Origin of the sequence: Cupriavidus oxalaticus (genome assembly GCF_004768545.1) — a bacterium.
GTDB classification, from domain to species: Bacteria; Pseudomonadota; Gammaproteobacteria; order Burkholderiales; family Burkholderiaceae; genus Cupriavidus; species Cupriavidus oxalaticus_A.
Genome location: NZ_CP038635.1, coordinates 1,770,414 through 1,782,495, shown reverse-complemented (window position 1 = coordinate 1,782,495; position 12,082 = coordinate 1,770,414). Strand labels below are relative to the sequence as shown.

Below are 12,082 nucleotides of genomic sequence, written 5' to 3'. Positions count from 1 at the left end.
AAATCGAGCCCGACGCGGGACGGTCAAGTAGTTTCAAGAATGAAATTTTATGCAAGTTAGTTTTAAAACCTATTAATAACGGACACCGCCCCGTGGATTGGTTGACGCACGCCGAGCAGTCGAAGAGTCTCGCCAGCGCGTTCGCGTACAGATCACACATATCCGACATACTTAGGCAGAGCGTGGCAGCCTAGATACCGCAGAGAGGGTGCTTTATGCGAGGCCCTCCGCCTAAGTGCCCTACCGTACTCTTGAAATCTGACTTACTGCTTCTATTTCCGGCTCAAGCAGTCGCGACGTCGCGCTGCGTTTCTGTTTGTTTCGGCCGGCAAGGCAGGCGAACGGGAGCGCGCAAGCCCCTTCGCCTCCTTGCGGTTTGAAGGAGATAAGACCATGAGTCACGTAGTTTTCGGTGCCGATCTCTTCAGTGAACTCGACCGCCTGCAAAGGCAGATGGCGGACGTGTTTGGCGGCTTCCCCTCCAGTATCCGCTCCGGGCGCTTCGGCGCTTTCCCGCCGGTGAATATCGGGTCGACGGACGACACCATCGAGATCGTTGCGTTCGCGCCCGGGCTGAAACGGGAAAACCTTGAGGTCTCTATCGACAAGGGGCTACTGACGATCAGTGGGGAGCGCGGTCCTTCCTGTACGGACGACTCGCCGGATAGCAAGCGCTATGCGCGTGAGCGCTTCGTTGGCTCATTCAGGCGCGTCATCGAGCTGCCGCAAAGCGCCGACCCTGACAAGGTTCAGGCCCGCTACGCGAACGGCTGCCTGTCGATTAGCGTGGGCAAGAGGGAAGCGTCCAAGGCGCGCGCGATTACCGTCCAGTGAACCGGGGAGAATGCCATGTCAGAGGTGAAACAAGTCGTTGCACAGCCTCAAGGTGCTGTCGCACAAGCCCAGGATGAAAAGGCGGCACCTGCCGTCACGTTGCTCCCGCCGGTCGATATCGTCGAGGATGCGGGCGGCGTTACCTTGTGGGCGGACCTGCCTGGTGTGACCCGCGACCAGCTGGAAGTCAGCGTCCATGACGGGAACCTTCATATCGAGGCGCAGGCAATCGTATCGATGCCCTCGGGCCTGCGGGTACAACACGCTGAAATCCGGCAGCCGCGTTTCGCGAGAGCGTTCTCGCTGAGCCCCGATCTCGATTCGACGAAGATCGAGGCGAATCTGCAGGACGGCGTGCTGAGGCTGACGATTCCACGCCGTGAGGCCGCGCGTCCGCGACGCATCGACGTCAGTGTTTCCTGAGTCCGGGCCGAGATAAGCCAGGGAGAACGCGCCATGCCGCGTAGCGGCTGGAACTAGCCGCCAGCGGCTTGAACTAGACCCGCACTTCTCCTAAGCTTTGGCGCCTGAAGCCGATGCAACGGTCCTCCGCTTGCCATCTTTGGCCCGAGACGGGCCAAGGGTTTTCCAGAGACCGATGCGAGGGATAGCCGAGACGACTTCCAGAAGGTGGTCGAAGCCCAGTACGAAACGAGCAAGCACAGTTTGCAGGAGATTTTCGACAGGCTCATGCAAAGTGCGCCGGCCGGCTCGAAAGGCGCGCTGGACGCATGGCAGGCGGCCATGCTTTCCGGCGCCACCTTCTGCGAATCCTTGCGGCAATCCACGCGGCAAGCCGTCGAACTGGCGGAAAACCAGGTGGCCAGTGCCGCCGCTGTTGCTGCCAAGGCCGCGCACAAGCCAAACATCCCATCTGCCCGCGCTGCCGCGAAGCGTTAAAGTCTGGTGGGCTTTGCGCCATCGTGACGGATGGGAGAAACATGCCAACGACCACCGATCGCTCGGAAGATGACGACATGCAAGATTGGCATCTTCTCCCTTAGTGTTGCGTTGCGATGACCAAGCCAGTCTCATCTCTGGTGGCGCAGCCACTCCGGCAGACGGTCGGCAACCAGACGAGAGCAAGACCGCGAACCAGGAGAAGGGTGGTGAAGGCGACAGTGATGCCGCGAGCCAGTAGCCATTGCACCGGCCGGCTGGTGCGCGTCGTTCCCTGCGGCGGCCGCTAGACGAGCGATGGTCGATGCCACGCAAGCTGCCGCATGGCCTGATGCGCGTCCTGCGGGACCGTTTTAGCGTGAGCAGGCTGAGGGCGGGGCAGGGGGAAGTCATCGACAGCATGCGGCGCCACCTGGCACACTGGGCGCTCTTGGCCCCGCCGCCTCCCATCCAAGACCTGCTGTGCTGGTCTGTGCGCCACTGGCAGGGCATCACGCCGTCATGCTCCGCGAGGTCGTCGAAACCTTATTGGCAGAGCATATCGTCTATGTGACGGACTGGATCGATGCGCGCTGTGTGCCCGTGGTGGACGGGCCGTTTCACCTGGATGACTATGTCACCGAACTGCAGGCTTTTATCCGTCAGATTGGCACGGAGGACCCGCTGCACGTGATTGCCATCTGCCAGGCTACCGTACCGGCCCTGGCAGCTGTTTCGCTGTTGGCCAGCGCGGACGAGCCGGCTCCCCGCAGCCTCGTCCTAATGGGCGGGCCGATCGATGCGCGTCGCAGCCCTACCGCGGTGGGAAGGTTCGCCGCAGACCACTCCCTCATGTGGTTCCAACGGAATTTGATCTATACCGTGCCCGGTCGCTATGCCGGTGCCGGTCGCAAGGTGTACCCGAACTTCCTGCAGCTTGCCGGTTTGATGGCGGCACAGCCAGGTTTGTTGGCGGCGTCGCATTGGGACTATTATTTGGAACGCGCCGCAGGTGACTACGAGCGTGCCGAGGCCCTCCGGCGCGTTTGCGATGGCTACCACGCGGTGCTCGACATGGCGGCAGAGTTCTACCTGGATACCATCCAGATCGTGTTCCAGGAATTCCGTCTGGCGCGCGACAATTGGTTCGTGCAAGGACAGCTCGTGCGTCCGCAGGACATCCGCGCCACCAGGCTCTTGACCATAGAAGGCGAACACGACGCCATTTCCGGCTGCGGACAGACGCACGTGGCGCATGCTCTGTGTCGCGGCATTGCGGCACGCGACAAGCGGCATATGACGGCGCGCCACTGCGGCCACTATGATCTTTTCTCAGGCACCCGCTGGCGCTCAGAAATCTACCCTGGTATCCGCGCGGTGACTCGACAAGATACCTAGCCGCGATGCCCGCCGACGATGCGGCGAGGCGGGTATGTGGTCTCTGCCCGGCGGGCGGCCGAACAAAGACGAGTGAAAGGGGCAGGGCTGCCACGTTGCGCTCCTTCAAGCCCGTACGTGGCGTAAGATTCTAGTGCGCGGAAGTGCTTTTGACCTCCCTCGGTCCAAGGAGCGGGCATGCGTCTAGCTGACTTTATCTTGCGGGATATGAAGCAGATTCTGGCAGAGTGGGAGGCATTTTCTGCGACCCAGCTACCTGCTGCAAGGAGCCGGGATTCTCTGGCCCTGCGCGACCACGCGCCGCAGATCCTGCAAGCCATCGCTAAGGATTTGTCGACCCCGCAAACGAGCGAGGCGCAACGCGAAAAATCGTTGGGGCGAGCGCCCAAGGTGCCTGGCGCGCCGGAGACTGCGGCACAAATACACGCCGTCATTCGGGCACGCGGGGGATTCAATATCAATCAGTTGGTCGCTGAGTACCGGGCCCTGCGCGCCAGCGTGCTGCGTTTGTGGACGGGCGAATTTGAGTTGATCGCCGCGGATCTGGATGATGTGATGCGATTCAACGAGGCGATCGATCAAGCGGTCGCCGAATCAGTGGAGTTTTTCAATGCGGAGGTAGAGCAGTCTCGCAATCTGTTGCTGGGGATGCTTGGGCACGATTTGCGCAGTCCCCTGCAGACCATCCAGATGACTGCCTCATATCTGGCCGCGCTGAACGCCGGGGAGAAGGTGTCGGAAGCAGCAGGCCGACTAATTCGGAGCGGTGCCAGCATGAATTCTCTTCTGGATGATCTGTGCGATTTCAACCGAACGAAACTTGGCTTGGGTATTGACGTCGCGCCCAATGACGTCGATCTGGCTAACGTGGTTGGCGATACCGTGGACCAGTTGCGCGCAGCGCATCCGGACCGTTGCATCGATGTTGAGTTGAAGGGGAGCGTACAGGGTGTTTGGGACGGTTTGCGCCTGCAGCAACTGCTTTCTAACCTCGTCCTGAATGCGATCAGGTACGGCGCGCCGAACAGTCCGGTCCGCATTGTAGTAACCGGTGATGAGGCGGAAGTCCATCTCGAGGTTGTGAACAGCGGCCCCGCCATTGACCAGTTGACGCTGGAGCGGATCTTCGACCCGCTGAGCCGAGGCCCAGACCAGGAATACAAACACGCGGACGGCCTCGGGCTCGGGTTGTATATCGCGAGCGAAATTGCCAAAGCCCATCACGGGTCAATCGACGCCCGGTCCGACCAGGCAGAGACAGCGTTTGAGGTGCGTCTGCCGCGTCGCGCATAGTGGACGTCGGCATCATCCGCCAGCGTGGCCGCGGTGCTGAAGGTAGCGAGCGAATGCGGCTGCTCATATCGGGTGCCCCTGGGCACTGCGGCGATTTTGGCGCGGTTGGTGTTGTTTCGGCGGTCACAACGAAGCCTCTCACGGTCACGGTTATGAAAAGCGTGACATAAGAAGGGAAAAATGGGGCTTACGGAATACCCGCCTTTGTTTCGGCTTGCCGTGGCGCTCGACATAGGCGCGCGTGGCCGTGAAATAGGCTTGCGTGGATTCCGATCTATTTGGCTCTGACACGCAATGTCCAGCGGGTTTTGAAAGGTCGTCGCTTCCGCTAAATTCAAATGTCGGTGCGGGCGTGCTTTTTGTGCGGGGTTGGAGGCTTTTGCGGGGTGGTGGTGGGGCGGTGGCGCTGGCCTGAAGTGACTGAGTTCAGCTCAGGGTTGAGCGGTGGATTCACCATGGGCAAAGTTAAAAGGTCCGCGTTCCGCTGCAGCGGGGCTGCCGCCAGCGCGCGCTCCAGATCGAGCCGGTTGATCAGCCGCTGGCGCTTGGTGCTCGGCGATGGCCGCTGGCGGCGCGGTGGCTCGCCCACCAGCGTGCGCGACGGTCCCGCCTGCTGGCGGCTGTCGCGCTGCGCCTGCACCTGCGCCGTGACGGCCAGCACGTGCCCCAGCCGCTTGTGCTCGACGATCGCGCCCTGGTCGATCTCGCCGAGCCGGTCGTAGGTGGTGTAGGGCAGGGCAGCGCCGTCGGCCCACAACTCGATGCGCCCGTCCGGGTACTCGGCGACCTCGACATAGCGGTGGATCAGGCGCCGGTGCTCGGGCCGGTCCTCGAGCAGGTACATCACCTTGTCGTACTGCAGTGTGAGGCTCCGGGACACCTTGCGCCACTCGCGCCAGCTGAAGATCCGCGCCAGGTCCTCGTCGCCGCGCAACGGCCGGTGCGCATCGAAGTCGCGCTTGGGCACCTTGGCAAAGCGCGCGTTGAAGTCGGCCATGAAATGCGGCGCAAAGGCGTTGGCGGCGTCCATGCTGGAGATCCCGCGCAGCCGCAGCTCCTTGACCAGCCGGTCCTGCAGCGTGCCGTTCATCCGCTCGACCCGGCCCTTGGCCGGGCTCGAATTGGCGCACAGGATGTCGATGTTGAGTTCGAACAGCGCGCGCCCGAACTGGGTGTAGCCGCGGCCTTCGGCGCTGTCTTTGGCGTTGACGCGGAAGATGCCGGCCTTGTCGCTGTAGAACGCCATCGGCTTGCCGTGACGCTCGACATAGGCGCGCGTGCCGGTGAAATACGCTTGCGTCGATTCCGTTGGCACGAACCGCAGTTGCATCAGCCGCCCGGTGGCGTCGTCGACATAGACCAGCAACGTGCACGCCGGCGCCCGGTCCTCGAACCAGGCGTGGTCGCTGCCGTCGATCTGGACCAGCTCGCCCAGGCACGCGCGGCGATTGCGCGGCTGGTGCACCTTGGGCGGGCGCAGCTTCCTCGGCACCCAGAAACCGGCGTCGATCATGATCCGGCGCACGCATGCCGGCGAGATCTCGATGCCATGGCGCTCGCGCAGCTTCTCGCACGCCAGGGTCGGGCCGAAGTCGGCGTAGCTGTCGCGGATCAGGCCGCGGGCACGGGATTCGAGGCCGGGCGGCAACTGATTGTGGCCTGGCTGTCCCCATTTACGGGAGACGAGGCCCTGGGGACCGTCCTGCCGGTACTGGTGCATCAGCCGCTCGACCTGGCGCTTCGAAATGCCGAGCCTCTCCGCGGCGCGCCAGACCATCAGACCGTCTTCGACGACGGCCTGGATGACCCTGCAGCGGTCCAGTTCCCGCATGCTCATGGTAATCGTGTCGGGTCGTCCCATGATCGCGCTCCAGGCTAGACGGCAAAGCCGCCAGCTTGGCACGCTCCGGGACGGGGTACGACATTTCTATTTGGCTCAACTACGACATTACTATTTGGGTCTAACAACACAAAAACGCATAATAATCGTTATGTTAAATCATAGTTGCGGTCCATCCCGGCACGAAGGTCGTCAGGGTTCGGACTGCCGGCCGGCAAGGTGGCAAACCGCCCTCACCATCACAATATAGCTGCCGGGGCGGCCTAACCGCGCCCTGCCGCCAGCCGTTTCAGCGCGGCATCGATGGCCTCCACGGACGCGTGCAGGCCGGCCGCATGTGCTTCATCCCTGAGCTGGCGCAGGTTTTCGCGAAGCGCCGGGGTGCCGCTACCTTCTTTTTCCTGTCCGGCGCTGACCAGCGCGCGGCCCCTGCGGATCAGGAAGTCGCCCCACGGAAACGGCTCGGGCCGCATGTAATCCTGTAGCGCCGCGAGGTAGCGATCCGCTTCCTGCCAGTGCCGCAACGACACGGAAACGTCGATCGCGGCTTCCAGCAGGTCGACGTGGCAATGGCTCACGCAGCCCTGCGCCAGGATCGCCTCGGCCTGCCGCAAGGCGTGGAGCTGCCGGCCGGGATCGCGCGTGGTGCGTGCCAGGAACCCCAGCACGGTAGGGCCGGAGTAGCGCAGCCCGCTGGCGTGGCTCAGTTGCAGCGCCTCGTCGAGCAATGCCTCGGCTTCCTGCATCTGGCCAAGCGCGCCGAGCGCCAGGCCAAGCCGCGCCAACACCTCGGCCTCGAAGCGCCGCGCGCCCAGCCGGCGCGTCAGCGCCAGGGCCAGCCGCGCGTGCGCTTCGGCGTGCGGCCAGTCGCCGGCCAGCTGCGCGGTCGAGGTCATCACGTCGTAGGCCAGCATCTCGCTGCGCGCATCGCCGATGCGCTGCGCCAGGCGCAGCCCTTCCTCGCAATGGGCCCGCGCCGCATCGAGCTGGTTGAGGAACAGCTCCACCGCGCCCACCATCGGCAGGTTGGCACATTCGATGCGGACAAAGCCGTGCGTTCGCGCCAGCTCGACGCAACGGACAAAATGCGGATGGGCGGTAATCATGCGGCCTTGCTGGTAGTAGGCATCGCCGAGGCCGCCCAGCGCACGCGCTTCGCCCAGCACCGATCCGGCCGCGCGCGCATGGCCGAGGGCGCGCTGGTGGGCGGCCAGGCACCGGTCCATGTCTCCCATCGGGAAATACAGGTTGCCGCGCAGCGATTCGATCTCGGCCAGCCGCTCCGACTGGCCCAGCTTGGCGGCGGCCTGTTCGGCCTCGCGCAGCGCTGACAGGGCCTCTTCATGGCGGTCGAGCAGGCGCAAGGCAGCCGCCGTGCCCTGCCATGCCCGGGCCTGCTGCGCCGGCACGCTGGCAAGTGGCTGGGCCTGCCGGAACGCCTGCAGGGATTGCGCGGCCAGACCCAGGTCCAGCGCCAGCTCGCCGTGCAGGCAGGCAAGCGCCTGCCTGCAGTCATCGTCGCTGGGCAGCCGCTGCGCGCGCTCGACCAGGCGCAGCGCGCGCTCGCCGCGGAAGTGCGCCGCCTCATGCCGTGCCGCGGCGGCATAGGCCTCGGGCGCGCCGGGATCGCCCGCGGCATCCAGGTGCTCGGCCATCAGTGCGGGGTCCCTGCCCTCGTACCAGGCGGCCGCGCGCCGGTGCAGGTTCTGGCGGCGCGACTTGAGCAGCGATGCGTAGACTGCCTCATGGATCAGCGCGTGCATGAACAGGTAGTCCTCGCCTTCCGGCCGTGTCATGGCGGCCATGACCAGGCGCTCGCACGCATAGGCGGGATCCTGGAGCAGGTGCCGCAGCGCGGCGGGGCTGAAGCGCTGGCCCAGCACGGCAGCGGCCTGCAGCGCCTGCCGGTCGGCGCTGGAGAATCGGTCCAGCCGCGCCAGCACGATGCTCTGCAGCGTCCCGGGCAGCTCTTCCGTGCCAGCTTCCGCGCCCGCCTCGACGCCGCGCAGCAGTTGGTCGAGGAACAGCGGATTCCCTTCGGCCCGGCGGATGCAGGAAGCGGCGACTGCCGGATCGACCTGCCGGTAGCAGGCGGCCAGTTCGTGCGCTTCGGCATCGTCGAGCGGGCCGAGGTCGATGGTGGTCAGCGGCGCGCCCTGGCTGGTCGCGCGCCAGGCCGCATCGATCGGGTCGTGCTCGGGGCGCACGGTCAGCACCAGGACCAGCGCATGGCCGCGCGTTGCGGCCGCCAGCTGCGCCAGGCAATCGAGCACCGTGCGCTCGGCCCAGTGCACGTCTTCGACCACGATCAGCAGCGCTCGCGCGGCGCTGCGGCGGGTGGCCAGCGTCACCATCAGCCGCTGCGCGCCGCGCTGCCTGCTGGCGGGATCCATCGCGGCCAGCGCGGCGGCGTGCTCGGGGGACTGCGGCAGCTCCAGCATGTCGCGCACGAACATCAGCTCTTGCTCGGCAAGTTGCCAGGCGGCGAGCGTGCCTTCGATGGCAGCCACGTTACTGCCTTTCACGTCGGGACCCGGCGCGGCGCCCGTCAGTCTGTGCGCGAGCATGCGCATGGGATCGCCGCCGCTGCCCGCGCCGAAGTCGAGCACCAGGATCCGGTGCGCCTCCAGGCCGCGTTCGCGCGCCAGCGCGACAAAGCGCCCGGCCAGCCGGCTCTTGCCGATGCCGGCCTCGCCGCGGATCAGTACGACGCGGCCATGGCCCGAGCGCAGGCAGCTGTCGGCCACCCCGGCCAGCTGCGCCAGTTCCGCGTGCCTGCCGACGAAGGCATGCTCGGCCGGCGCCTGCTCCACGCCAAGGAAACGCCGCACGCACCACAGCGGGATCGGCTCGGCTACGCCGGGCAGCACGGCGCGGGCCACGCAATCGGCTACCAGGCGCCCGGGCAGCGCCTGGTAGACCCGGTTGGACACCATCGTGCCGCCAGCCTCGGCGGCCTCCATTGCCTGCAGGGCCACGCCGACCGGGCCGCCGGTCAGCGTCATGTCGCTGTCGCCATAGGCCGCCAGCACCTGCCCGCTTGCCAGGCCGACGCGGGCCTGCAGCCGCGATTCGGCGGCCCCGGCCACCCCGGCAACTCGCGCCAACGCTGCATGCAGCGCCCCGGCGGTGTGCAGCGCGCGCTCGGCGTCGTTGCCGTGCGCCACCGGGACCCCGAACACGATGGTCAGCCGGGTGCCGATCTCATCGGTAATGTGTCCGCCACAGGCGCCCGCCAGGGCGCGGGCCTGCTGGCGCCAGCAGCTCAGCGCCTGGTGCAGTTGCTCGGGCTCCAGCGGGCCGCCGGCGCCCTCCTGCAGGCTTGCCACCAGTACCACCGCGTGGCGCAGTTGCGGCTCGGGTGTCAGCGTGGCCGCGGGTGAAATCGCATCCGGTCCCGCAATTTGCCCGCCGCCGTCGTCACCGCCCAGGCTGCCTGGCGCCGGCTCGCGCCGCGCGCGCAGGATGGCCTGGTACAGCGCATCGGTCTCGGGCTCCGGCGACACACCGAGCTCGCGTTGCAACGCTGCCCGGCACAGCCGGTATTGCTTGAGTGCCAGGGCCTGCCTGCCCTGCCGTTCATAGAGCCGGATCAGCGCCCGGTGCACGCCTTCCTGCAGCGGGTCGAGCGCGAGCAGGCGCGTGGCACTGGCAATCGCAAGGTCTGTCGCGCCGGCCTGTTCGTGGTGCCCAAGCAACTTCGCCAGGGCGCCCAGCGCCACGCCGCGCAGGCGCTCGCGCTCGATCGCCAGCCAGTGGTCGAAGGCCGGCGCCGCGGCATGAAAGCCTTCCAGCAAGTCGCCACGGTACAGGTCCGCCGCCCGTGCCAGAGAGGACGGCGTGGCTTCACGGGCACACTGCTCGAACTCGCACACGTCGACCGAAATCTCGCCCAGCATCACGCAGTCGCCTTCCGCCATGAGCACGTGCTGGCCCTGCGTGCCCGCCTCGTCGAGCGCGCGGCGTGCCGCGCTCAGCGCCTGTCGCAGGCTGCTGCGCGCCTGCTCTGCATTGCTTTCCGCCCAGCACAGCGCGGCAAGCTTGTCGCGCGGCTGGGCCCGGCCATGGGCCAGTGCGAGGTAGGCCAGCACGGCGCGCGCCTTGCGCGCCGTCAGCGGAATCGGCGTGCCGTCGGCGGAGCTGAGCTGGAAACCGCCGAACAGGTCTAGACGGGCGCGGGTCATGGGAAGGAACCTGGCAGGCCCATCCGTTATAGGCGACGGCAATGGACTACGCTGCGGCTCCACGCCGCAAAGACAGGTAGCCGTTACTTTTCGGCCCGCGGCAACTTTCACGCTTCTTTCACGCCGGACCGCCGGGCCCGTTCACGGCCCCTGCCTACTATCAGGACAACCCCCGGGGCCGCGCGGCACTACCGTAGCGCGCAATAGCGGCATCAGCGGGCTGATTATCGAGACAAGGGCTGTCTCCATCACACTGGAAGGATTGCGTCATGGCACATACGGATTCGCGGAGTGTTTCGGTTTCAAGCACCAACGCCAGCTCGATCGAGCGCTTCGAGGCAGCACTGGAACTGCTGCACGGTTACTACGGCGACCCGCTCACCGTGATCGATCACGCCCTGGCGGAGGACCCCGGCTTCGTGATGGGGCATGCGCTGCGGGCCGGGATGATGATCACCGCGGGCGACGGCACCGTAGCGCCGCTGCTGCGCGAAAGCGTGGAAGCAGGCGAAGCGCTGTCCGCCAGCGCGAACGAGCGCGAGCGCCGGCATATCGCCGCGGCGCGCGCCTGGCTGGATGGCCATTTCACACGCTCGATCCAGCTCTACGGCGACATCGTGATCGACTACCCGCGCGACAGCCTGGCGCTGCAGGTAGCCCATATCGGGGACTTCCTGCTCGGGCAGTCCACCCTGCTGCGCGACCGCATCGCCCAGGTGCTGCCCCACTGGAACACCCGTGTGCCGGGCTTCGGCTATGTGCTCGGCATGCATGCCTTCGGCCTCGAGGAAACGCACCGGTACGAGCAGGCCGAGGAACGCGGCCGCTTCGCGCTGGAACTGAACCCGCGCGATCCTTGGGCGATCCACGCCGTGGCCCACGTGATGGAAATGCAGGGCCGCCAGGACGAAGGCATCGACTGGCTGAGCGGGCGTGCCGGCGACTGGTCGCAGGACAACATGATGGCCGTGCACAACTGGTGGCACCTGGCGCTGTTCCATCTGGAGCTCGGCCACGCCAGGCAGGTGCTGGACATCTACGACGCGCACATCCGCGAGAACCAGTCTTCGGTCGCGCTGGAACTGATCGATGGCTGCGCCATGCTGTGGCGCCTGCACCTGCGCGGCATCGACGTGGGCTCGCGCTGGGACGAGCTGGCCGATACCTGGCAGGCCCGCGGCGCGCAAGGGTACTACGCCTTCAACGACACCCATGCGGCGATGGCCTTCCTGTGCGCCGGGCGCGATGACGCGCTCGCCGCCCTGCTCGCCGGCATGCGCGCCGCGGCGGCCGGAAGCGGCTGCAACGCGATGATGACGCGCGATGTCGGCCTGCCGGTGACCGAGGCCCTGGTCGCCTTCTCGCGGCGCGACTACGATCGCAGCATCGAGCTGCTGATGCCGGTGCGCCAGATCGCGCATCGCTTCGGCGGCAGCCATGCCCAGCGCGACCTGATCAACCTGACCCTGATCGAGTCGGCGCTGCGCGGCGAACGCGCCAACCTGGCCTGCGCGCTGGCGGCCGAACGCATGGAGCTGAAGCCGATGAACCCCAGCCTCAGCAAGCTGGCGCAGCGCGCCTCCGCGCTGCAGCGCGAAGCGGCGGACGGCACGCGGGACGCGGCAGCGGTGAAGGCGGCATAAGGTTGGGACGA

7 protein-coding genes and 1 pseudogene are annotated in these 12,082 nt (G+C 66.3%); 6 read left to right on the top strand and 2 right to left on the bottom strand.

The genetic code is table 11. From position 1 onward, the window contains the following. The first annotated feature begins 393 nt into the window (after window positions 1-393). From E0W60_RS19010 to E0W60_RS18990, 5 genes and pseudogenes are all read left to right on the top strand, one after another. Complete coding sequence (locus tag E0W60_RS19010; protein ID WP_135705243.1) at window positions 394-834, top strand: Hsp20/alpha crystallin family protein; 441 nt, start codon at window positions 394-396, stop codon at window positions 832-834. Window positions 835-849: 15 nt separating this feature from the next. Next, window positions 850-1,257 carry an Hsp20/alpha crystallin family protein gene (locus E0W60_RS19005; RefSeq protein WP_135705242.1) on the top strand — a complete coding sequence of 136 codons (408 nt, stop codon included), beginning with the start codon at window positions 850-852 and terminating at the stop codon, window positions 1,255-1,257. A 207-nt stretch (window positions 1,258-1,464) separates the two neighbouring features. After that, entirely contained in the window at window positions 1,465-1,734 is a 270-nt protein-coding gene (locus E0W60_RS19000) for a hypothetical protein (protein ID WP_205751655.1), read from the top strand. A 447-nt stretch (window positions 1,735-2,181) separates the two neighbouring features. Further along, a pseudogene (gene phaZ, locus E0W60_RS18995) lies at window positions 2,182-3,111 on the top strand (polyhydroxyalkanoate depolymerase); the annotation flags it as partial. A 177-nt stretch (window positions 3,112-3,288) separates the two neighbouring features. After that, window positions 3,289-4,404, top strand: coding sequence for a sensor histidine kinase (locus E0W60_RS18990; RefSeq protein WP_135705241.1), 1,116 nt, complete (start codon window positions 3,289-3,291; stop codon window positions 4,402-4,404). 334 nt (window positions 4,405-4,738) lie between these two features. Here the strand turns inward: E0W60_RS18990 and E0W60_RS18985 are convergent, their stop codons facing one another. Both E0W60_RS18985 and E0W60_RS18980 read right to left on the bottom strand, forming a co-directional pair. Then, complete coding sequence (locus tag E0W60_RS18985; RefSeq protein WP_431189912.1) at window positions 4,739-6,241, bottom strand: ISNCY family transposase; 1,503 nt, start codon at window positions 6,239-6,241, stop codon at window positions 4,739-4,741. A 266-nt stretch (window positions 6,242-6,507) separates the two neighbouring features. Beyond that, on the bottom strand, window positions 6,508-10,428 hold the full coding sequence (locus E0W60_RS18980) for a BTAD domain-containing putative transcriptional regulator (protein ID WP_135705239.1): 3,921 nt from the start codon (window positions 10,426-10,428) through the stop codon (window positions 6,508-6,510). A 269-nt stretch (window positions 10,429-10,697) separates the two neighbouring features. Between E0W60_RS18980 and E0W60_RS18975 the strand changes: the two genes are divergently transcribed. Next, window positions 10,698-12,071, top strand: coding sequence for a tetratricopeptide repeat protein (locus E0W60_RS18975; protein WP_133096143.1), 1,374 nt, complete (start codon window positions 10,698-10,700; stop codon window positions 12,069-12,071). Window positions 12,072-12,082: the final 11 nt, after the last annotated feature.

What these genes read in the sequence shown, in the direction of transcription:
- E0W60_RS18990 (WP_135705241.1), top strand. Translation starts at nt 3,289, where the DNA reads ATGCGTCTAGCTGACTTTATCTTGCGGGATATGAAGCAGATTCTGGCA.
- E0W60_RS19005 (WP_135705242.1), top strand. Translation starts at nt 850, where the DNA reads ATGTCAGAGGTGAAACAAGTCGTTGCACAGCCTCAAGGTGCTGTCGCA.
- E0W60_RS18980 (WP_135705239.1), bottom strand. Translation starts at nt 10,428, where the DNA reads ATGACCCGCGCCCGTCTAGACCTGTTCGGCGGTTTCCAGCTCAGCTCC.
- E0W60_RS18975 (WP_133096143.1), top strand. Translation starts at nt 10,698, where the DNA reads ATGGCACATACGGATTCGCGGAGTGTTTCGGTTTCAAGCACCAACGCC.
- E0W60_RS18985 (WP_431189912.1), bottom strand. Translation starts at nt 6,241, where the DNA reads ATGAGCATGCGGGAACTGGACCGCTGCAGGGTCATCCAGGCCGTCGTC.
- E0W60_RS19010 (WP_135705243.1), top strand. Translation starts at nt 394, where the DNA reads ATGAGTCACGTAGTTTTCGGTGCCGATCTCTTCAGTGAACTCGACCGC.